The sequence below is a fragment of the Streptomyces xantholiticus genome (assembly GCF_014651015.1).
Taxonomy (GTDB): domain Bacteria; phylum Actinomycetota; class Actinomycetes; order Streptomycetales; family Streptomycetaceae; genus Streptomyces; species Streptomyces xantholiticus.
Genome location: NZ_BMWB01000006.1, coordinates 37,486 through 56,104, shown reverse-complemented (window position 1 = coordinate 56,104; position 18,619 = coordinate 37,486). Strand labels below are relative to the sequence as shown.

At 70.9% G+C, this 18,619-nt stretch carries 25 protein-coding genes and 1 pseudogene; 9 read left to right on the top strand and 17 right to left on the bottom strand.

Features of this window, described 5'->3' with window-relative positions:
- Positions 1-278 precede the first annotated feature (278 nt).
- Complete coding sequence (locus tag IE198_RS12315; protein ID WP_189885743.1) at positions 279-1,361, top strand: class I SAM-dependent methyltransferase; 1,083 nt, start codon at positions 279-281, stop codon at positions 1,359-1,361.
- Positions 1,362-1,646: 285 nt separating this feature from the next.
- Here IE198_RS12315 and IE198_RS12310 read toward each other — a convergent pair whose 3' ends face one another.
- From IE198_RS12310 to IE198_RS12290, 5 genes are all read right to left on the bottom strand, one after another.
- Positions 1,647-4,334: a SpoIIE family protein phosphatase gene (locus IE198_RS12310; RefSeq protein ID WP_189885741.1), complete on the bottom strand. Its 2,688-nt coding sequence runs from the start codon at positions 4,332-4,334 to the stop codon at positions 1,647-1,649.
- Positions 4,335-4,549: 215 nt separating this feature from the next.
- Positions 4,550-5,203, bottom strand: a complete 654-nt coding sequence (locus tag IE198_RS12305) for a phosphoribosyltransferase (protein ID WP_189885740.1) — start codon at positions 5,201-5,203, stop codon at positions 4,550-4,552.
- A 104-nt stretch (positions 5,204-5,307) separates the two neighbouring features.
- A complete protein-coding gene (locus tag IE198_RS12300) occupies positions 5,308-5,796 on the bottom strand; it encodes a DUF5709 domain-containing protein (RefSeq protein ID WP_189885738.1) in 489 nt (162 codons plus the stop codon).
- 93 nt (positions 5,797-5,889) lie between these two features.
- Complete coding sequence (locus IE198_RS12295) at positions 5,890-6,120, bottom strand: DUF6480 family protein (protein ID WP_100105650.1); 231 nt, start codon at positions 6,118-6,120, stop codon at positions 5,890-5,892.
- Positions 6,121-6,185: 65 nt separating this feature from the next.
- Positions 6,186-6,524 (bottom strand): DUF3140 domain-containing protein, encoded by a 339-nt coding sequence (locus tag IE198_RS12290; protein WP_189885736.1) that lies wholly within the window; start codon positions 6,522-6,524, stop codon positions 6,186-6,188.
- A 144-nt stretch (positions 6,525-6,668) separates the two neighbouring features.
- Between IE198_RS12290 and IE198_RS12285 the strand changes: the two genes are divergently transcribed.
- Both IE198_RS12285 and IE198_RS12280 read left to right on the top strand, forming a co-directional pair.
- On the top strand, positions 6,669-7,388 hold the full coding sequence (locus IE198_RS12285; protein WP_229833861.1) for a UdgX family uracil-DNA binding protein: 720 nt from the start codon (positions 6,669-6,671) through the stop codon (positions 7,386-7,388).
- A gap of 181 nt (positions 7,389-7,569) precedes the next feature.
- A complete protein-coding gene (locus IE198_RS12280) occupies positions 7,570-8,160 on the top strand; it encodes a hypothetical protein (protein ID WP_189885732.1) in 591 nt (196 codons plus the stop codon).
- Between the two features lie 148 nt (positions 8,161-8,308).
- Here IE198_RS12280 and IE198_RS12275 read toward each other — a convergent pair whose 3' ends face one another.
- The 9 genes from IE198_RS12275 to IE198_RS12235 all read right to left on the bottom strand — a co-directional run bounded on the left by IE198_RS12275 (position 8,309) and on the right by IE198_RS12235 (position 12,873).
- Complete coding sequence (locus IE198_RS12275; protein WP_189885731.1) at positions 8,309-8,599, bottom strand: gas vesicle protein K; 291 nt, start codon at positions 8,597-8,599, stop codon at positions 8,309-8,311.
- Entirely contained in the window at positions 8,596-8,811 is a 216-nt protein-coding gene (locus IE198_RS12270; protein WP_189885730.1) for a gas vesicle protein, read from the bottom strand. The genes IE198_RS12275 and IE198_RS12270 overlap by 4 nt, the downstream gene beginning before the upstream one ends.
- On the bottom strand, positions 8,808-9,590 hold the full coding sequence (locus IE198_RS12265; protein ID WP_189885728.1) for a GvpL/GvpF family gas vesicle protein: 783 nt from the start codon (positions 9,588-9,590) through the stop codon (positions 8,808-8,810). Before IE198_RS12265 ends, IE198_RS12270 begins: the two co-directional genes overlap by 4 nt.
- Positions 9,587-9,937: a gas vesicle protein gene (locus IE198_RS12260; protein ID WP_189885726.1), complete on the bottom strand. Its 351-nt coding sequence runs from the start codon at positions 9,935-9,937 to the stop codon at positions 9,587-9,589. Before IE198_RS12260 ends, IE198_RS12265 begins: the two co-directional genes overlap by 4 nt.
- On the bottom strand, positions 9,934-10,170 hold the full coding sequence (locus IE198_RS12255; protein WP_189885724.1) for a gas vesicle protein GvpG: 237 nt from the start codon (positions 10,168-10,170) through the stop codon (positions 9,934-9,936). The genes IE198_RS12260 and IE198_RS12255 overlap by 4 nt, the downstream gene beginning before the upstream one ends.
- Before the next feature lie 3 nt (positions 10,171-10,173).
- Positions 10,174-10,896 carry a GvpL/GvpF family gas vesicle protein gene (locus IE198_RS12250; RefSeq protein ID WP_189885722.1) on the bottom strand — a complete coding sequence of 241 codons (723 nt, stop codon included), beginning with the start codon at positions 10,894-10,896 and terminating at the stop codon, positions 10,174-10,176.
- Positions 10,893-11,321 (bottom strand): gas vesicle structural protein GvpA, encoded by a 429-nt coding sequence (locus IE198_RS12245; RefSeq protein WP_189885720.1) that lies wholly within the window; start codon positions 11,319-11,321, stop codon positions 10,893-10,895. Before IE198_RS12245 ends, IE198_RS12250 begins: the two co-directional genes overlap by 4 nt.
- A 96-nt stretch (positions 11,322-11,417) precedes the next feature.
- Positions 11,418-11,738, bottom strand: a complete 321-nt coding sequence (locus IE198_RS12240) for a gas vesicle protein GvpO (protein ID WP_189885718.1) — start codon at positions 11,736-11,738, stop codon at positions 11,418-11,420.
- 88 nt (positions 11,739-11,826) lie between these two features.
- Entirely contained in the window at positions 11,827-12,873 is a 1,047-nt protein-coding gene (locus tag IE198_RS12235; RefSeq protein ID WP_189885716.1) for a YihY/virulence factor BrkB family protein, read from the bottom strand.
- A 182-nt stretch (positions 12,874-13,055) separates the two neighbouring features.
- Here IE198_RS12235 and IE198_RS12230 point away from each other — a divergent pair, with 182 nt between their 5' ends.
- From IE198_RS12230 to IE198_RS12220, 3 genes are read left to right on the top strand one after another with little or no spacing between them, the layout of a single operon-like run.
- Positions 13,056-13,832 (top strand): hypothetical protein, encoded by a 777-nt coding sequence (locus tag IE198_RS12230; protein ID WP_189885714.1) that lies wholly within the window; start codon positions 13,056-13,058, stop codon positions 13,830-13,832.
- A 3-nt stretch (positions 13,833-13,835) separates the two neighbouring features.
- Complete coding sequence (locus IE198_RS12225; RefSeq protein WP_189885712.1) at positions 13,836-14,309, top strand: phage holin family protein; 474 nt, start codon at positions 13,836-13,838, stop codon at positions 14,307-14,309.
- Entirely contained in the window at positions 14,285-14,956 is a 672-nt protein-coding gene (locus IE198_RS12220) for a DUF3618 domain-containing protein (protein ID WP_189885710.1), read from the top strand. The genes IE198_RS12225 and IE198_RS12220 overlap by 25 nt, the downstream gene beginning before the upstream one ends.
- 109 nt (positions 14,957-15,065) lie before the next feature.
- Here IE198_RS12220 and IE198_RS12215 read toward each other — a convergent pair whose 3' ends face one another.
- A complete protein-coding gene (locus IE198_RS12215) occupies positions 15,066-15,257 on the bottom strand; it encodes a DUF6381 family protein (protein ID WP_189886040.1) in 192 nt (63 codons plus the stop codon).
- Between the two features lie 219 nt (positions 15,258-15,476).
- On the opposite strand from IE198_RS12215, the gene IE198_RS12210 reads away from it, so the two are divergent.
- Positions 15,477-16,070 (top strand): CAP domain-containing protein, encoded by a 594-nt coding sequence (locus tag IE198_RS12210; RefSeq protein WP_189885709.1) that lies wholly within the window; start codon positions 15,477-15,479, stop codon positions 16,068-16,070.
- Here IE198_RS12210 and IE198_RS12205 read toward each other — a convergent pair.
- Together IE198_RS12205 and IE198_RS12200 are read right to left on the bottom strand one after the other, a co-directional pair.
- A pseudogene (locus tag IE198_RS12205) lies at positions 16,071-16,424 on the bottom strand (mycothiol transferase); the annotation flags it as partial.
- A 150-nt stretch (positions 16,425-16,574) separates the two neighbouring features.
- Entirely contained in the window at positions 16,575-17,006 is a 432-nt protein-coding gene (locus tag IE198_RS12200) for a nuclear transport factor 2 family protein (protein ID WP_189885707.1), read from the bottom strand.
- 93 nt (positions 17,007-17,099) lie between these two features.
- On the opposite strand from IE198_RS12200, the gene IE198_RS12195 reads away from it, so the two are divergent.
- The gene (locus IE198_RS12195; protein ID WP_189885705.1) at positions 17,100-17,669 is read left to right on the top strand and encodes a PadR family transcriptional regulator; all 570 of its coding nucleotides are present in this window, start codon (positions 17,100-17,102) and stop codon (positions 17,667-17,669) included.
- Entirely contained in the window at positions 17,656-18,474 is an 819-nt protein-coding gene (locus IE198_RS12190; RefSeq protein WP_189885703.1) for an SGNH/GDSL hydrolase family protein, read from the top strand. The genes IE198_RS12195 and IE198_RS12190 overlap by 14 nt, the downstream gene beginning before the upstream one ends.
- Positions 18,475-18,619: the final 145 nt, after the last annotated feature.

The window sequence follows — 18,619 nt, the reverse complement described above, 5'->3', positions numbered from 1 at the left end:
CACCCACCTTGCCCGTGTCGCCGGGATCCCCCTCAACTTCCCCAATGCCGCCTCCCTGAAAGGAGTTCAGCAGTTCGATGTGCAGATGCGTCGGACAATCGGCGGTCCAGGGCATGAGGCGCCGGTGCTGGGAGCGCTCCCGCAACGCCTTTGCGTACCGGCGGCCCGGGCCGGTCGTTCCCCTTTCCGTAAGGACCCCGGTCCGGATTCCGGCGTAATGTGGCAGTTGCGGGCCGGTCCCGCCGGCGCGCCCCAGCAGCCCGGTGGAAGGAGCGGTCATGTCGATCTCCGACGCACAGCAGGCGGCACCCGACCTCGCCAAGCAGGAGGCGTTCGCCGGTGAAGTGGTCGACGTGCTGAACAAGGGCGCGCTGGCCCTGCTCATCAGCGTCGGCCATCAGACCGGCCTGTTCGAGACCCTCGCCGGTCTGCCGCCGTCGAGAAGCGAGGAGATCGCCAAGTCGGCCGATCTCGACGAGCGTTATGTCCGCGAGTGGCTGGGCGGCATGGTCGTCGGCGGTGTCGTCGAGTACGAGCCGCACGGCGAGACGTACCGGCTGCCGCCCGAGCACGCCGCTTCCCTGACCGCCGCGGCCGGGCCGGACAACCTGGCGGGCATGATGCAGTACATCGGGCTGATGGGCGGGGTCGAGCAGGAGGTCGTGCGCTGCTTCCGCGACGGCGGAGGGGTGCCGTACTCGGCCTATCCGAGATTCCAGTCCCTGCAGGCCGAGGAGACGGCCCGGGTCTACGACCGGTCGCTCGTGGACACCATCGTCCCGCTCGTACCCGGCCTCACCGAACGGCTCCACGACGGTATCGACGTCCTCGACGTGGGCACCGGACAGGGCCACGCACCGGTCGTACTGGCGAAGGCCTTCGACGCCAGCCGGTTCCACGGCCGGGACCGGTCGGAGGCCGGCATCGAGGCCGGCCGCGCGGAGGCAGCCCGCCTGGGGCTCGGCAATGTGCACTTCACGATCGGCGACTCGACGGAGATCACCGGCGAGTACGACCTGATCACCGCGTTCGACGTGATCCACGACCTGGCGAGGCCGGACGCCACGCTGGCGGCGATCGCGAACTGCCTGCGGGAGGACGGCACCTTCCTCATGGGCGACATCGCCGCCTCCAGCCGTCTGGAGAAGAACATCGGGCACCCCTTCGGGCCCGCACTCTTCGGCTTCTCGGTCTTCTACTGCATGACGACCTCGCTGAGCACCGGCGGAGCCGGACTCGGCACGGTCTGGGGCGAGGAGACGGCCGTCCGGATGCTCAAGGACGCCGGATTCACCGATGTCGACATCAAGGCCGTGGAGGGCGACCCGCTCAACGTCTACTACGTCGCCACCAAGGACTGACCGCTCGGGACCCGTCCTGCGCCAAGCGCGCGCCGCCACGCGCGCCGGGCCTGAGGGCCCGGGGCCGCTCAGGGGGTCAGCCGGCAACCGGCAAAGCGGGCTGAGCCAAGGGAGCCCGTGGTGCTTCTCCCGCGCGATCCCGGTCAGCGCCCTGCCGATCGGGGACGTCGTCCCCGGCCTCGACGTGACAGGTCCCGTGCCCGGCCTCGCCGAGCAGGTGCTCCACCGCCGCTTCCGCCCGACCCGCCGCGGCTGACCGGGCCCGCCGCCGAGGGGCCGCTCGCTTCACCGCGTGCCCGCCGCGCCCGGCATGGGCTGTTCGGTCCAGATGACCTTGCCGTCGGCCGTGTACCGCGTCCCCCAGCGTTCGGCGAACTGCGCCACCAGGAACAGCCCACGGCCGCCCTCGTCCGTGGTGGCCGCCTGCCTCAGATGCGGCGAGGTGCTGCTGTGGTCGGAGACCTCGCAGATCAGTGCACGGTCCCGGATGAGCCGCACCCGGATCGGCCCCGCGGCGTAGCGGATGGCGTTGGTGACCAGCTCGCTGAGGATGAGTTCGGTGGTGAAGGCCTCCTCCTCCAGGCCCCACTCCGCGAGTCTGTCGGACACCGCCGCCCGTACCCTGGCCACCGCCGAAGGGTCGGACGGTACGTCCCACTCCGCGACGCGGCCGGAGCCCAGTACGTTGGTACGTCCCACGAGCAGCGCGATGTCGTCCCTCGGCCGCTCGGGCACGAGGGCGCCCAGCACCGTCTCGCAGGTCTCCTCGGGGTCCAGTCCGGCATGATCGGCCAGCGTGCGGCGCAGCAGTTCCAGGCCCTCGTCGATCTCCCGTTCCCGGTCCTCGACCAGCCCGTCCGTGTAGAGCACCAGCCGGCTGCCCTCGGGCAGCCGCAGCTCGAGGGTCTCGAACGGCAGACCGCCCAGCCCCAGGGGCGGCCCGCCCGGCACGTCCGCGAAGTCGGCGGTGCCGTCCGGATGGACGACGACGGGCTGAAGATGCCCCGCCCGTGCCATGCTGCAGGTCCCCGACACCGCGTCGTAGATCGCGTAGATGCAGGTGGCGCCGGTGACGCCGGCATCGGAGCCGTCGTCGGTCTCGTCCTGGTCGATACGCGCCACCAGCTCGTCCAGATGGAACATCAGCTCGTCGGGCGGCAGGTCCAGACTGGAGAAGTTGTGGACCGCCGTCCGCAGCCGGCCCATGGTGGCGGCGGCATGCAGCCCGTGGCCGACGACGTCACCGACGACGAGCGCCACCCGGGCGCCGGGCAGCGGGATGATGTCGAACCAGTCGCCGCCCACGCCGCCCAGTCCGCCGAGCCCGGCCAGCGCGGGGCGGTAGCGGTACGCGACGTCCAGGGCGCTCTGCTCGGGCAGCACGCGGGGCAGCAGGCTGCGCTGCAGGGTGACCGCCATCGTGTGCTCCCGCGAGTAGCGCCGTGCGTTGTCGACGCTGACCGCCGCGCGGGCGACCAGCTCCTCCGCGAGCGACAGGTCCTCCTCCTCGAACGGCACCGGATTGCCCGCCCGCCAGAACATGGCCATGCCGAGGATCACGCCCCGCGCCCGCATCGGGACCGCGATCATCGAGTGGATCCCCTCGTCGAGGAGCATCCTGGCCCGTTGCGGGTCCTGCTCCTGCCAGTCGGACGGACCGGCCAGATCCGGCTGGAGGACCGCCTCGCCCCGGCCGAGCCCGACTCCGACCGGTGTGGTCGGTACGAACCGGATCACCTGCCCCAGCGGGTAGAGGGCCGTCTCCCCGGCGCCGCTGAACGCCGTGCGCCGCATGTCGGTGTCGGCGCCGGTGGCCGTCGGCTCCTCGCCCCGCAGCACGGTCTCCACCAGGTCCACGGTGGCGAAGTCGGCGAACCGGGACGCGGCGAACTCGGTCAGCTCCTCGCACGTGCGGACCACGTCCAAAGTGGTGCCGATCTCCGTGCCCGCGTCGTAGAGCAGCTTGAGCCGCCACCGTGCCACATCGGCCCGGCCGGTCAGGGCCTGTAGCTCCGTGGTGTCCCGCAGGGTCGCGACGGAACCGGGCGGCCCGCCGTGCTGGTCCGTCGAGCGCTGGTTGACGGCGAGCAGCCGCTCCCCGACGGGGAAGACCTCGTCGGTCACGGTCCGTCCGGAGGACAGCAGATGCGAGGTGAGCGGATCCAGACCCAGTTCGGTGACCGGTGCCCCGTCCACGTCGGCCGGCAGCCCGAGGAGCCTGCGCGCCTCGTCGTTGGCCAGCAGCAGCCGGCCCTCGCCGCTCACGATGATGACCCCCTCGCGTACGGCGTGCAGGACCGCGTCGTGATGCTCGTACATCCGGGTCATCTCGGCGGGGCCGAGCCCATGGGTCTGACGCCGCAGGCGCCTGCTCACCAGGGCCGTGCCTCCCGTGGCCAGCAGCAGCACGCCGCCGGCGGCGCCGAACAGGAGGGGGAACTGTTCCTCGACGACACCGCTGACGCGCTCGATGGTGATGCCGGCGGAGACCATGCCGATCACGGTCCCGTTGTTCGAGGTGATCGGGACGATCGCCTGGACGAGCGGCCCGATCGTGCCGGTGATCCGCTCGGTGTACACCTCACCGCTGCGGGCATGGCTGAGATCGCCGACGAACTTCTTCCCGATCCGGTCCTGCAGCGGATGGGTGTAGCGGATGCCCTCGATGTCGAGCACGACGATGAAGTCGACGCCGGAACGCATCCGGGCCGCTTCCGCACTGGGCTGGAGCACCGCGGTCGGATCGGGACTCCTCAGAGCCTCCTCGATGCCGGGGGAGTTGGCGAAGGTCTCCGCGACGGCGACCGAACGGTTGCGGGCCTCGCGTTCACTGCCCGCACGGGACTGGAAGACGAGTGCCGCCATGGCCGCGGCAACGAGCAACACCACGATCGCCACCTGCAGGAGAAAGACCTGACCGGCGACAGTTCGCATCCTCAGAACCGAGCGCGGGCGGCCGTAGCGTCCGGCCATAGATTCTTTCTACACCTCCGCCATGAGCTGGGCGAACCGCGTAGGGCGGGGCGTGGACGGCTGCGCACCACCCTGTCACGGGTGGCTCAAGCATGCCAACGGAGGTGAGTGTGCCCAAGGTCTTTGCGGAATTCGGTGATCTCGAAATTGCGCGGACGCGCTGCACGACCAGCAAGCCTGCGTCTCGTTCCGCTGTGGGGTGGTGTGAGGAACCGTCAGCGGCCTCCGGGGTGGCCCCGGAGAATCGCGATCACTTCGTCGTCGCCGACCTGGTCGAACTCCTCGTACCACTGCCCCACCGCGTAGAACGGCTGCGGCCGGTGCAGGCACACCACCGCGTCGGCCTCGGCGGCGAGCGCTTCCGCCGCCTCGGGCGATCCCACCGGCACGGCCAGCAGCAGCCGGGCCGGCTCCATGCCGCGGACCGCACGCAGGGCTGCCCGTGCCGTGACGCCGGTCGCCAGTCCGTCGTCCACGACGACGGCTGTCCGCCCCTTCACTTCGGGAGCGGGCCGTCCGCCCCGGTAGAGGTCCTCGCGCCGGTGCATCTCCGCCCGTTCCCTGGCCACTACGGGGCTCAGCCGGTCGGCCGTCAGGTCGAGCATGGCGAGGGCCCGCTCGTCGTACAGCGGAGGGCCCTCTCCGGCCAGTGCGCCGACCCCGACCTCCGGGTTGAACGGCGCACCGATCTTGCGGGCCACGACGACGTCCAGCGGGGCGCCGAGCGCCCTGGCGATCTCGTCGCCGATCGGTACGCCGCCTCGTGGCAGGGCGAGTATGAAGGGGTCGGCGAGCGCGCCTTCACTGCGGAGCGCGATGAGCCGGTCCGCGAGTTCGCGCCCGGCCTCGCGGCGATCGTGGAACAGCATTCCTCGGCTCACCCCTTCTCGTGTACGGGCAGCGGGTCGGGGCCGGCACGGGGCCTGTCTGCCCGGCCTCGCCTGCCCGTGCCGGGCCTGCCGCCCGGCGCGGCCTAGCTCTCGCGCGGTTCCTCGTCGTCCGTGACATGCATCGCCGCTTCCTCGGCCGACGCGGCGCCGCCGTCGATGCCCACATCGCGGGCGATCACGTCGCTCGGCCGCCGCGGGGCAGGATCGTCGACGGGTGCCAGCCGTCCGGCCCGCCGCGCGCCGGCCTCCTTGTCGAGCGGCTCGCCGTCGCCGTCCTCGAGGTCGCCGATGCCGTCGCCCCCCGGCCCCTGCACATCGGGGGTCTCCTGGGCGAGGCGCTGGTCGAGGCTTTCGCCCCGCTGCTGTTCCTCCCCTGTCGTGCCGTACTTGCCGACGCCGAGCGGACGCTCGGGCGGGGAGTATCCCTCCGCCATGGTGTCGTCGAGTCCGCGCTCGCCGATGACGTTCTCCATGTCGAGGTCGCCGCTGGGGCGGTTCTGCACGTCGGAGTTCTCCGGCTGGTAGACGTCGTCGCCACGCGCCTGGTCACGCTGAACTGCTTCGTCGGACATTGCGTCCTCCCTTCGTCGGGCGTCTTGGCTGCCGGCGGTCAAGGGCACGGCGACGCGTTCCGCGGCGCGGTCGAACCGGCGGGCGACGACTGCTCAAAGGATCATGATCAGCGCGTATGCCAGGAAGAACGCGGCGAAGAGAACGACGACGATGCCGATGGCGATCATCGGGCCCTTGGCCCAGCCCCGCGACTGGTCGCCGCGCGGCCCGGTCTCGGAACCGGTGCTCGCCTCGCCGGGCGGTGTCTCACCGGGCGGCACGGGCTCACCGGGGCGGACGCCGGGGGTGTTCCGGGGGTCGGGATCGGGACTCTGACTGTTCATACCGGCCGGGTGCCCGGAATCTCCGGAATCAACAGTCCGGATTTCACGACCGCCGCTCACGGTGGTCAGCCGGCCTTCAGCGGGTCGTGCCCGAGAGTCATCAGCCGGTGACGCCTGCGCGTGTCGTCGACGGTCACGGCGGCTCCCTGCTCCTGCCGCTGCGCCTGAACGGTCTCCACCACCTCGTACATCACGCGCACGTCGTCGTCGGTGAGGTCGGTGCGGCGCTTCTGCAGGATCGCCAGGACATGGCGTCCCGTCGGTGAGCCGGCCTGGTCCGGCAGGGGATCGGTGTCCTCGCCCGCGTCGCGGGTCTGGAGCCAGGCGCTCAACTCCTGTGAAGTCATGTTGACGACCCTGTGGAACTCGTCCCAGAGCGCGTCGAGTTCAAGGGCGTTCGTCATTGTGGCCTCCCGATACGTACGGCTGGGTCGCACATGCCTCGGCGGCCACGCCCGTGGCGCACCGGCCCGGCGCGAGTACCACCGGGCCGGACGGGTACCCGGCGTGCACGGAGGCGAACCTGCCCTGAGCGGGAGGCGAGGACAGTGACCGTCAGCGGTGAGAAGGAAGCCGGGCAGGGCTACGACGCGGGCCCGTTCCTGCCACGGAGCGGCGGCCTGCCGGCACTGCGCAGCGCCGCGGCAGTCTGTGAGGGGTGCCCCCTGTTCCGCAACGCCACACAGACCGTGTTCGGGGCGGGGCCCTCCTCGGCCCGGATCGTGCTCGTGGGGGAGCAGCCCGGCGACCAGGAGGACCGGCAGGGAGAGCCGTTCGTCGGCCCGGCAGGCAGGCTGCTGCGCGACGCGCTCGAGGAAGCGGGCATCGACGCGAAGTCGGCGTACTTCACCAATGCCGTCAAACATTTCAAGTTCGAAACCGCGGTGCGGGGGAAGCGCCGGATCCACAAGGCGCCCAGCCTGCGGGAGATGTCCGCGTGCAGGCCCTGGCTGGCCGCCGAACTGCGCAAGATAGAGCCCGACCTGGTGATGGCGCTCGGCGCCACCGCGGGCAAGGCCGTCCTCGGCGGGTCCTTCCGGGTCTCCGAGCAGCGCGGGCTGCTGCTGCCGCTGCCCGCCTGGGACGAGCTGGGCCGGACGGACGTCTCCGGCGCCACCGGGATAGCGGAGCGTGAGGCAGCCGCCCACGGCTGCGTCATCGGCACGATCCACCCGTCGGCGGTGCTGAGGTCGGACGACCGCGAAGCGGCGTACCGGGGGCTGGTCTCCGACCTCCGGGTCGCGGCCGACGTACTCGCAGCCGCCTAGCGGCCCAGGGGCGGGGCCGAGCGGGCCGCGGCCGGCGTGCTCGCAACCTGGACCCCGGCCCGAGCGGGCCGGGGTCGGCGAGCTGCCGCCTGGGCACCGTCGGAGCGGGACGAGGATACGATCATGGCTGTCGGCCGCCTCGGGCCGGATCCGAACGCCGCCGACCCGTGAAGGAACCGGGATGCCCAGCAGCGCCGTGCAGCGGACCACGGACGTGGCCCGCGCGGTCACCGACGTACTCCAGCCCCGCAATGTCCTGCTGCTCGGAATGCTCGGCATCGGCCTGGCCGCTGCGGACAGCTGGACCGGGCTCCCCTGGGGCCTGCTGGGCGCGCTGTGCGCCGGGATCGCGCCCGCCGCGTACATCGAGAGGGAACGCCGCCGCGGCACCTGGGGCGACCGGCACGTGGTGGACCGCCGGCAGCGCGCCCCGATCTTCTTCGTGATCCTCGGCTCCATCGGCGTCGGCTTCCTGGTCATGGTCCTCGGGAACGCTCCCGTCGGGATTCTGCTCGCGATGACCGCCCTGTGGATGATGACCGTCGTCCTGCTCGCCGTGAACACCGTCTGGAAGATCAGCGTGGACTCGGCGGTCGCCTCCGCCGTCACCGCCCTGCTCGCCTGTGTCCACTCGCCGTGGTGGATCGCCGCATACGTCCTCGTCCTGGCCGTGTGCTGGTCCCGCGTGGCACTCGGGTACCACTCGGTCGCCCAGACCGCCGCCGGAGCCGGACTCGGTGCAGCCGGCGCCACGGCGTTCCTGTTCGCATAGGCGCCCGCCGGTTCCCATGGGCCGCTCGCTTCGACGGTCTTCACCGGGCCGGCGGACATGTGGTGCACCTCCGGTCAGGTGGACGCTCCCCCCAGGGCGGGGATGGCGGCAGGCAGGTGGCGGAAACGGCAGGGAGCGCCGCGGATCCTCACTCGTCGCGGGGCAGCAGCGAGCCCAGCGGTCCGAGGTCGATGTTCAGGTCGCCGGGCTCCAGGCCGAACTTGTCCCGCAGCACGTCCATCCGGTCCTCGAGCAGCATCAGCGTCATGCCGATGCGTTCCTCCTGGTCCTCCGTGAGCTCCCCGGTGTCCACCCGGCGCAGTGCCTGCCGTTCCATCAGCTGCCGCAGCAGCTCGACCACGGTCAGCACCAGCCTGGCGAGGTCGCGCTCCACGGTGTCCGGGTCGAGTTCCACCCGGCGGCGCTGCGTGTCGCTCATCCGTCCTCCTCCGGCGCCGGCCACGGCGACGGCACCCGCGGACCCACCGAACTGATCAGTGCCTTCAGGTCGATCCTCACCAGGTCCACATCGGCGATCCGCAGAGTGACGTCGCCGGCGATGACGACGCCACCGGCGAGGAGGCGGTCCAGCAGGTCGACCAGGGCGAGTTCGCGCCGGGCGAGCGGTGAGGTGTCATCGGCCGCCGTCATGCACCGACCCGCCCCTCACGGGGGTCCGAGAGATCCGCGAACGAGTACGGCGCCCACGGGCCGGTCACCTCCACGCGGATCCCGGGCTCCTGCGGAGTCAGCCGCTCGACGAGCCCCACGAACGCCTCGCTCCCGGCGCGGCGGACAAGGAAGGCGGCATTGAGCACGTTGACGCCGTCGGCACGGGCCAACTCCCCGCTCTGTGGCCGGTGCAGCCGCTGCGCCTCCGCGTGCCCGGCGAGCTCGGTGTGCAGCCGGCGGGCGAGAGCGTCGGCCTGCGCCCAGTTCCGCTCGCGGGACTGCCGGCTCCGCAGCCGCCGGCGCAGATAGTCACGGCCCGAGGACGGCGCCTCCACCGCGGGCTCCTTCTCCGGCTCCTCCTGGACCGTCGCGTACAGCTTCACGCCCCACTCGACATGTCCCTCGAGCCGGTCGAGATTCGCCGTGAAGCGGTCGTACCCGTCGTCGAGCATACGGCGCACTCCGCTCTCGCCCCGGCACACGGTGGCCAGCCGCAGTGGCACCACACCCATGACGTCGCTGACCGCCCGTACCACCGACTCGTGCGCACGAGCGGTCCCTGACAGCCAGTCGAGGTCCTCCAGGTGCTTGCGCAGGGGCGCCTCCTCGAAGTCCTCCGCCCGCACGTCGCTCACCACCGCGATGAGGCCGTCCCCCGCGACCGGCCGGACCGGCGCACCGCCGACCCCTTCGATGGAGGCGGGCACACCCTGTACGGGAGCGCGGGCCACGGCGTACACGTACAGCAGATCGCTCATGACCGCTCCCTGTCCTCCTGGTCGCGCCGGGCCGGCGACGAGAGGGCCTCGAGCTCGGCGACCCGGCGCTCCAACTCGGTGTTCCGTTGCTCCAGTTCCCTCTTGCGGGCACCGGAGGCGAGCGCAGGGTCGTGCTCCCACCAGTCGATGCCCATCTCCTTCGCCTTGTCGACCGAGGCGACGATCAGGCGCAGCTTGATGGTCAACAGCTCGATGTCGAGCAGGTTGATGCGGATGTCACCGGCGATGACGATGCCCTTGTCGAGGACGCGCTCGAGGATGTCCGCGAGATCGGTTCCGCCGCCGGAGTCGTACGGGCCGGGAAGCCTGCCGGTCGCAGTCGTCATCGTGGGCCGCCCTTCGCCGCCAGCCGCTCCAGGAGCACGTCCTCGCGCCGGTCGAATTCGCTCTCGTCCATCTCGCCCGCCTCGAACCGCTCGACGAGCTCGGCGAGTTCGCGCTGTACGGCGGCGGGGTCGTAGTACTGGCGCTCCGCCTCGTCCACCACCTGCCGCAGCACCCAGGAGGTGCCACGGACGGGTGCGAGAGGCAGGAGCAGCAGCTCACCCAGCAGGCCCATCACTCACTCCACGAAGCTGTACGGGGGCAGCGGTCCGTTGACCTGCAACCTCAACTGCGGGTTCACCCGCTGGAACTCGGCTGCGGCCGAGAGGAACTCCTCCGCGCGCTCCCTGTCCACGAGATACGACAGGTTCGCCACCCAACCGGAACTCTCCGGGCCGGGCGCCGAGGCCGTGGCCGCGTCCGCCAGCGCCCGGTGCACCTGGTCGCGGTCGAGCTCCTCGCGCCGGCGCACCGCCGCGACGATCAGTTCACCCAGTCGCAGCTTCTCCTCCTGGCTGCCGCCGCCCGCGGCCTGCTGGGCGGCGCCCATGGCCCGCAGATCGGGGTCGTCGGCGAGCACCCGGTGCAGTACCGCCTCCTCGTCGTGTTCGGCCTTCACGTTGTACTCGGCCTTGCCGTCGACCGCGTCGAGGCGCTCGAGGTAGTGCTCCTCCCGTTCGGCCAGGACCGCGGCCACCGCCTCGTCGTCGAAGGAGACACCGCCGAACCGCAGTGGCAGCACGGTTCCGGTCCTACCGGCGGCCTCCGTCAGGACGTGCTGATGTGCGAGCAGGTCCCGGCGCTTGGGGCGCAGATCCTCCGGCGCGTCGCTGACCAGGGCGGCCAACCGGCCCTGGCTGAGCACCCGTACCGGGCGCGGCGGGTCGCCGACGCCGTCGGGCCGGGCGGCGCGTTCGAGGTCGGGGGAGTTGCGGGTGATCCCGTATACGTAGGTGCTCACTCCTGCTCCTCCTTCCGGCGGGAGCCGGTGCTGCTGCGCCTGGCGCGTGGCCTGGACTCCTTCTCCTCGTCGTCGTGGCCGCCGCCGAAGGCGTCCGAGATCGTCTGCGCGGCTCCGGCGAGCGCGCCCTTGGACTTGCCGCGGGCGCCCGACTCGGTGATCTCACCCACCAGATCCGGGAGCCCGGGGTCCTTGCGGTTCCCCGCTTCGAGGTCGAGGCGGTTGCACGCCTCCGCGAACCTCAGATATGTGTCGACGCTCGCGACGACGACCCTTACGTCGATCTTCAGGATCTCGATGCCGACCAGTGAGACACGGACGAACGCGTCGATCACGAGCCCTCGGTCGAGTACGAGTTCCAGCACGTCGTACAGTCCGGTACTGCCGCGGCTGCCCGCGCTTTGCTGTGCCGGGACAACGGTCATTGCTGTGATTCCCTCCCTGTGCGAAGCAGTGTGTGGCGTCGGTGTCCTGCCTAAGGCGCACTGCGCGAGGCCGGGCACGAGGGCCCGGCCTCCGGCTCACGACGGGCGATCGGCCCGCCCGCGCTCGTAACGCCGCGTCCGTCGGTAGGAGGTCAGTTCGCCGTCGCTGTCGACCTCCACCTCGTACGAGGCGAGGAGACTCGTCGTGTCGGGGACGCGGGCCAGCTCCAGCACTTCGACCACGAGCCGCCAGCCGTCCTGTGTACGGGCGAACGACGACACTGCTTCCGCAGTCATGCCCGTCAGCTCGGCGAGCTGCTCCCGGGCGGTGCGCAGCACCTCCACCGATCGGAGGGGCCGGCCCTGCTGCGTGTCGTCGCTCTCTTCGTTGTCTTCGTTCTCTGCAGTACGTCCCATAGTTGCCTCGGGACAGCGGGTATCCGCAGACTGCGCTCCCAAACCCCTGAGGGGTGCCCGGGGCGCGAAAGAGGCCTTCGGACCGGCCCTACTGCACGGGTCCCGCGCGCCGCCGTTCCTCTTCGGTCCACTTGCTGGTGTCGCGCGGCTCCACGTACGGCTCCTCGCTCTCCGGAAGGCCGCCGGTGATCGCACGCTCACGGGACAGTTCGGCGTCGAACTCGAGACCGAGCAGAATCGCCAGATTGGTGATCCACAGCCACACCAGGAAGATGATCACGCCGGCGATGGCGCCGTACGTCTTGTTGTACGAGCCGAAGTTGGCCACGTACACAGCGAAGCCGGCCGACGCGAGCAGCCAGATCACGACGGCGAGGCAGCTGCCGGGCGTCACCCAGCGGAAACCGCGGCCCCTGGCGTTCGGCGACGCCCAGTACAGGAGCGCGATCATGGCGATCACCAGCACCACCAGGAGCGGCCACTTGGCGATCGACCACACGGTCACGGCCGTGTCCCCGATGCCCAGCGCCGTGCCGCCGTGGCGCGCCAGAGCGCCGGTGAACACCACGATCAGCGCACTCGCACACGCCAGGATCATCAGTGCCACCGTCAGGGTCAGCCGCAGCGGCAGCACTTTCCACGTGGGCCGGCCCTCCGGGATGTCGTAGACGGCGTTGGAGGCACGGATGAAGGCCGCCACATAACCGGAGGCCGACCACACGGCCGCCAGCAGACCGGCGATCGCCAGCACCGAGCCGGTGCCGCCCTGGCCCTGCAGTTGTTCCACGGCATTGGTGAGCACATCGCGGGCGGCGCCCGGAGTGAGCTTCCGAATGTTGTCCAGCAGCGCCCGTGTCGCCGACTCACCGGTGATGCCCAGTACCGAGACCAGTACCAGCAGGGCGGGGAACAGCGACAGCACGCCGTAATAGGTGAGGGCCGCGGCCCTGTCCGCGAGCTCGTCGTCCTTGAACTCGTTCAGCGTCCGGCGCAGAACCGCCCGCCAGGACTTCTTCGCCATGTCGGTGGGCCCCTCCGGCAGCGCCTCGCCTGCGGTTGGCGTCCTGCTCCCAGGTCCCCCCGTGCCCTGTTCCGGGCCGACATCGCCACTCTGTTTCTTCCCTGTCCGTCCCATGCCGGACCGGGTAACCGCCGGGCCGGGTTCGAACCCGTCCATCGCATAGATATGAGTAGTTCCTTAGGGATTCATCCCTATATCCCTCGAATTATTTTTTCTACCGATATGTCCCAATGTGACGGCGAAGTAGGGGTACCCGCACGAAAACAAGATCCGCAACGTTCGACGCAGGAGGAGCTTTGAGTGACATCGACGGCCCCGACCGCAGGGACCAGAACAAGACCGCGGCAGCGGCGAGCGCAGTGCAGGACAAGGCGGCACAGGGCGCGGAGGTGGTCACGGAGCACGCCCAGGGCGTGGCGGGCACCGCCAAACGGCAGGCGGCCGGAGTGGCCGGCGAGGCTCGCTCCCAGGCCAAGGACCTCGCCGGCCAGGTGCGCGGCCGGCTCCGCGAGCAGGCACAGTCCCAGACCCACAGCCTGGCCACCAACGTCCAGCGGTTGTCCGACGACCTGATGGAGATGAGCGACAGCGCCCGCCCGGGATCAGGCGCCGCCAAGGTCGTGCGCCAGATGGCCGACGGCGGAGGGCGCGTGGCCTCCCGCCTCGAGAGCCGGGGCCCGGAGGGCGTGCTGAGCGACATCCAGGACTTCGCCAGGCGCAGGCCCGGCGTGTTCCTGGCGGGTGCCGCACTGGCAGGCTTCGCCGTGGCGCGCGCCGGCAAGGGCATCAGCGCCGCCGGCTCCGAGGAAGGCGCCCGCGGTGCCCCGTACGGCGCCGACCGTGAAGCGGAACGCCTCACACCGGCCGGTGTGGCCGCCGGGGAGACCCGTTCCGAATCGTCCCGCGCCGGGTTCGGGCAACCGGATCCCCTCGACACGTACGGCCAGTCGCAGCCACCGCACTACACCCCCCGCTACGCCGGCGGCGAGCCCGGACCGGTGGAGCCCCACACCCCGCCCACCTACCCGCGCAGCCGGGACCAGGACGGGAACCCACCGGTACAAGGGAGTTGAGCCGTGGCCACCATCCACACGGATCATGCACCGCCCGCATCGAAACGCCGGACGGAGACGGAACGCCCCTTTGAACCGGTGGCCGCCCAGCCGCCCGTCGGCGAACCGTCGGTCGGTGAGCTGATCGGCGAGATCGGCAAGGATCTCTCCCAACTGGTCAGGGAAGAGATCCAGTTGGCCAAGGCGGAGATGAAGGAGGAGGCGACGAAGGCGGGCAAGGCCTCCAGCATGCTCGCCGGCGCGGGCTACGCGGGGCACCTCGTGCTCCTGCTGGGCAGCCTGACCGTCGTCCTCGCCCTCGCCAACGTCATGCACGGGGCATGGGCGGCACTGATCGTGACCGCCGTCTGGGCCCTGGTCGGCGCGGTGCTCTTCGTCCGCGGCCGCAAGCAGATGCGGAACGTGAACCTCAAACCCGAGCAGACCGTCGAAACCCTGAAGGAGGACGCCCGATGGGCACGCAACCCGACGAGCTGAGGAGCGAAGTGGAACACACACGGGCCCATCTGGCCCGCAACGTGGACCTCCTGGCCGACCGGATGGCGCCCCGAAGGATCGCCCGCCGGAAGGCCGATTCGGCACAACACCGACTCAGGGGGATCAAGGAGCACGTCATGGGCTCTGCCAAGGACACCAGGAGCGGACTGTCCTCCACCGCGCACAGCGCCGCGGACACCGCAGGAGAGGGCGCCGAACAAGTGGGTGAGAAGGCGAAGGTCACCGCCGGCATGGCCAGGGACACCGCCGGCCGTCTCGGCAACAAGGCCCAGCACACACCTGCCCGGATGAAGGAACGCACTCAGGGCAGCCCCCTCGCCGCCGGCGTCATGGCATTCGGTGCGGGCATGGTGGCAGCAGCGTTCCTTCCGTCGTCGAAGGCGGAGGAACGCGTCGGTGAGCAGCTGCGCGAGCACTCCGGCGAACTCCTCGAACCGCTCAAGCAGAGCGCCCGTGACGTGCAGGAGGGCCTGCGGGACCCGGCCGACGAGGCCGTCGAGGCGGTCAAGTCGGCGGCGCAGGACGCCGCACGGGCCACGAAGGACGAGACCCGCAGCGCAGGGCAGGACACGGCTCAGGGTCTGCGCGAGGCGGGCAAGGACGACACCCGGCGGCGAGAGCCGTAGTCGTAGCCGTGCACAGGGACCGTCCCTGAGGGCACGCGCACGAAGCTGCCCGGCCGGTCGGAGCGCTCCTGCAAGGGGCTCCGACCGGCCGGGCAGTGTTCGACCGTGACTACTGCGGCGGATAGATGTCGCCGCCGCCCATGCTGCTCTCCTGCTCGCTCTGCGCCTGCAGCCGCTTGGCCTTGTCCTCCAGCCGCTGACGCTCCTGCGGGTCCGTGGCGCGCTCCGCGGCCTGCTTCAGCTCTTGGGCCTTCTCGCGCATCTGACGGGCACGGCCGCTGGACTCACCTGCAACGCTCATGATCATCGCTCCTTGCGGTAACTCGGAAGAGCGGGCCCGACCAGCCAACCAGTGCGGCGCCGCTACCGCATCCCGAAGCGTCACCCGCTGTGACCGTCCCGGCCCGCGCCGCCCTGGTAGGTCCCCCGATGTGCCCAGCAGCGGGCGCGCTGCACCGGACGGACGCGGCCGGTGTGCAACCCTCGCTCCGCCGCGCTTCCTGAGGAAGGAGACCAACCCATGCGCCTGACCATGCGGTTCCGGCCGTCCCGAGCCGTCCTGTTGTCGATGTGCGGTGCAGCAGTGCTCGCCGCAGTGGTTGCGGTCATGTGGCTGATGCAGGGGGGCGGGCGGGTTCCGGACCCGCGGGGCACCGCCGTCGTCGGCCAGGACCCCACTCCTGCCGAGACCCCGCCGCCACCCGCTGTCGGTCGCGCCGTCAGAAGTGACGTGGGAAGGGTCGTCGACCTGGTGAACGCCGAACGCGCCAAGGTGGGTTGTCCCCAGATGTCGGTGAGCCGGCAGCTGGAGGAGGCGGCGCAGGCCCACGCCGACGACATGGCAGCCCGCGGCTACTACGAGCACAACGGTCCGGACGGCCGCGACGGCGGGGACCGGATGACCGCCGCCGGCTACGGCTGGAGCCGGTGGGCGGAGAACCTCCACAAGGGCCCCACGGACCCCGGAGCCGTCGTCGCCGGGTGGATGCGGAGTCCGACGCACCGCGCCGGCATCCTGGACTGCCGCTTGAAGGACATGGGCGTGGCTGTGAGGTACGGCTCGGGTGGGCCGTGGTGGGTCCAGGCCCTCGGGACCCGTCAAGGGCCTCACTAGCTTCCGCCCGTCGGGCAGCTCCCGGATCGTGTCCATGTGACCGGCGTGCTGTGACGTCTCCTCGATCATATGGATCAGCATCCGGCGCAACGACGCGGCGGCGGAACGGAAATCGGGATGCCGTCCCGTCTCGTCGAGCGAGTGCGCGGCGGTGATCTCGTTCAAGACGGCGCACTGCTTCGCGTGCTCGTCGAGCAGTTGGGGGGAGGACGGCAGCAGGGGACGGTGGGCCTTCTCGTCGGAGAGCTCCTCGCGCTTGTGGCGAATGATCGCGCGTTGGATGCCGAGCCGTCCGACGAGCTGTGTCCGTTCGTCGGCGATGAAGGGCGGTCGTAGGCGAGGCGGCAGCGTCATGGGGAGCTGACGCTGCCCGGGCGGCCGCAGGGCCGCCCCATTTCCCGCCCGGTCGGGGCGCCGCCCTCGACGCTCGCGTCAGTGGCGCCCCGGGGAGCAGGGCCGCGTGCGGTTGCGTCAAACGCCCTGCGCGTCGGCGGACTCGGCGGTTCACCCACCCGCGGGTGCCGGGACGAGGCCGTCGGCGATCAGGCCGGCGAGGACCGCTTCGCCCAGGGTGTGAACGGCGGACTGCGGCCTCACCATCACGGTGAACTCCTTGATGCGGCCGTCGTCGTCGAAGTGCAGCAGGTCGATGCCGTGGATCTGCCTGCCGTTCACGGTCGTCCGGAAGAGCAGGACCGCGGAGGGGGATTCGGTGCCGTCGGTGCTTGTCTCGGCCGCGCCGGTGTAGTGCCCGACGTAGCGGAAGTCCTCGAAGGTGCGCAGCAGGACCCCGAAGAGGCCCAGCACCATCGGCTTGCCTTCGAAGGGCGTGAACTTCACGGGGCTGTAGAGCCGGATGTCCTCGGTGAACAGGTCGTCCAGGGCGGCCAGGTCGCGACTGTGCACGGCGGCGCGGAAACGTTCTGTTGTGGTCATGGCTTGCCCTTCGTAATCATGAAAGTGATTAGTCAGATTCTTGAGTACCATGGAGGGTGTGTCCATGAACAGGGGAAGGAAGGAGGCGATCCGATGGCTCTGCGCCACGCCGTGCTGGCGGCGCTGCTGGACGAGGAGCTGAGCGGGTACCAGCTGGCCAAGGCGTTCGACCTGGGTGTGGCCAACTTCTGGCACGCCCAGCCGCAGCAGTTGTACGCCGAGCTGACCCGGCTCGAGAAGGACGGACTGGTCACGGGCAGGGAGGTCGTCCAGGACACCCGGCCCAACAAGCGCGTGTTCGAGGTCACCGACGCCGGCCTGGCCGAGTTGGAGCGGTTCACGGCCACCGCCGCCAAGCCCTCCTTCATCCGCGAGGACCTGCTGGTCATGGTCCAGGCCGCCGACCACGTCGACACCGGGGGTCTGATCACACAGCTCACCGACCGCGCCGCCTTCGCCCAGGCCAAGATCGACCTCTTCGAACGGCTGCTGCACACCATGCGCGGCGACCGCACCGAGGAAGAGTTCCTGCGCCACGGCAGGCCCGTCGGCCCTTACCTGACGTGCCTGCGCGGCCTCGCCTTCGAAGAGGGCAACCGTGACTGGTGCGCACGCACGGTCGCGGTCCTCCGGGAGAGGGAGGCCGCTCATGTCCGGCACTGATCCGCGGTACCTGCGCTACGTGGCTCTGGGCGACAGTCAGACCGAGGGCCTGGGTGACGGCGACGACACGGTCGGACTTCGAGGATGGGCCGACCGGCTCGCCGAGCACCTCGCACCGCACAGTCCCGGCCTGCAGTACGCCAACCTGGCCGTCCGCGGACGCCTGGCCGGGCAGGTCCACACCGAGCAGCTCGTACCCGCCCTCGCCCTGAGCCCCGATCTGGCCACCGTGGTCGCCGGGGTCAACGACATGCTGCGGCCGAGGTTCGACGCCGACGAGGTCGCCGGTCACCTGGAGGCGATGTTCGCCGCGCTCACCGCCGGTGGCGCCCGGGTCGCCACCGTGACCTTTCCCGACCTTGCGCGCATCACCCCGCTCGCCCGCCCGTTCAGCTCGCGCGTCTCGGCACTCAACGACCGTATCCGCGAAGCCGCCCGGCGTCACGGTGTCGCCGTAGCCGAGACCGGCCACCATCCCGTGGTCACCGATGCTCGCCTGTGGAGCCCCGACCGGCTGCACGCCGCCCCGCTCGGCCACCAGCGGATCGCCGCCGCAGTCGCTCATGCCCTCGACCTGCCCGGCAGTGACGATTCCTGGACACATCAGCTGCCTCCTGGACCGACCCCGCCCCGCGGACGGCACGCCGTCACCGCCGAACTGCGCTGGGCGGCTTCCTTCCTCGGCCCCTGGCTGCGCAGACGCGTACGCGGGCACTCGTCCGGTGACGGCCGCACGGCCAAACGCCCGCACCTTCTCCCCGTACAGATGTCCACCGACAGCGGTCACCGCGGCGGACCGAGGTGAACAGGCCTGCAGCAGCGCGAGCAGGGGGTGGGAAACCTCCACTGGAGCGGAGCGCCGCCGAAGGTGACCGTTCCCGTGCCCGTACCATCACCGTGCCCACCCGTTTGATCGTCCGCGGCTCCAGCGGATCGCCGCGGCCGGCCAG

Bases quoted from the DNA above. Each gene is read 5' to 3' on its own strand.
- IE198_RS12315 (WP_189885743.1), top strand. From the start codon at position 279: ATGTCGATCTCCGACGCACAGCAGGCGGCACCCGACCTCGCCAAGCAG.
- IE198_RS12310 (WP_189885741.1), bottom strand. From the start codon at position 4,334: ATGGCCGGACGCTACGGCCGCCCGCGCTCGGTTCTGAGGATGCGAACT.
- IE198_RS12305 (WP_189885740.1), bottom strand. From the start codon at position 5,203: ATGCTGTTCCACGATCGCCGCGAGGCCGGGCGCGAACTCGCGGACCGG.
- IE198_RS12300 (WP_189885738.1), bottom strand. From the start codon at position 5,796: ATGTCCGACGAAGCAGTTCAGCGTGACCAGGCGCGTGGCGACGACGTC.
- IE198_RS12295 (WP_100105650.1), bottom strand. From the start codon at position 6,120: ATGAACAGTCAGAGTCCCGATCCCGACCCCCGGAACACCCCCGGCGTC.
- IE198_RS12290 (WP_189885736.1), bottom strand. From the start codon at position 6,524: ATGACGAACGCCCTTGAACTCGACGCGCTCTGGGACGAGTTCCACAGG.
- IE198_RS12280 (WP_189885732.1), top strand. From the start codon at position 7,570: ATGCCCAGCAGCGCCGTGCAGCGGACCACGGACGTGGCCCGCGCGGTC.
- IE198_RS12275 (WP_189885731.1), bottom strand. From the start codon at position 8,599: ATGAGCGACACGCAGCGCCGCCGGGTGGAACTCGACCCGGACACCGTG.
- IE198_RS12270 (WP_189885730.1), bottom strand. From the start codon at position 8,811: ATGACGGCGGCCGATGACACCTCACCGCTCGCCCGGCGCGAACTCGCC.
- IE198_RS12265 (WP_189885728.1), bottom strand. From the start codon at position 9,590: ATGAGCGATCTGCTGTACGTGTACGCCGTGGCCCGCGCTCCCGTACAG.
- IE198_RS12260 (WP_189885726.1), bottom strand. From the start codon at position 9,937: ATGACGACTGCGACCGGCAGGCTTCCCGGCCCGTACGACTCCGGCGGC.
- IE198_RS12255 (WP_189885724.1), bottom strand. From the start codon at position 10,170: ATGGGCCTGCTGGGTGAGCTGCTGCTCCTGCCTCTCGCACCCGTCCGT.
- IE198_RS12245 (WP_189885720.1), bottom strand. From the start codon at position 11,321: ATGACCGTTGTCCCGGCACAGCAAAGCGCGGGCAGCCGCGGCAGTACC.
- IE198_RS12240 (WP_189885718.1), bottom strand. From the start codon at position 11,738: ATGGGACGTACTGCAGAGAACGAAGACAACGAAGAGAGCGACGACACG.
- IE198_RS12235 (WP_189885716.1), bottom strand. From the start codon at position 12,873: ATGGGACGGACAGGGAAGAAACAGAGTGGCGATGTCGGCCCGGAACAG.
- IE198_RS12220 (WP_189885710.1), top strand. From the start codon at position 14,285: ATGGGCACGCAACCCGACGAGCTGAGGAGCGAAGTGGAACACACACGG.
- IE198_RS12215 (WP_189886040.1), bottom strand. From the start codon at position 15,257: ATGAGCGTTGCAGGTGAGTCCAGCGGCCGTGCCCGTCAGATGCGCGAG.
- IE198_RS12210 (WP_189885709.1), top strand. From the start codon at position 15,477: ATGCGCCTGACCATGCGGTTCCGGCCGTCCCGAGCCGTCCTGTTGTCG.
- IE198_RS12200 (WP_189885707.1), bottom strand. From the start codon at position 17,006: ATGACCACAACAGAACGTTTCCGCGCCGCCGTGCACAGTCGCGACCTG.
- IE198_RS12195 (WP_189885705.1), top strand. From the start codon at position 17,100: ATGGCTCTGCGCCACGCCGTGCTGGCGGCGCTGCTGGACGAGGAGCTG.
- IE198_RS12190 (WP_189885703.1), top strand. From the start codon at position 17,656: ATGTCCGGCACTGATCCGCGGTACCTGCGCTACGTGGCTCTGGGCGAC.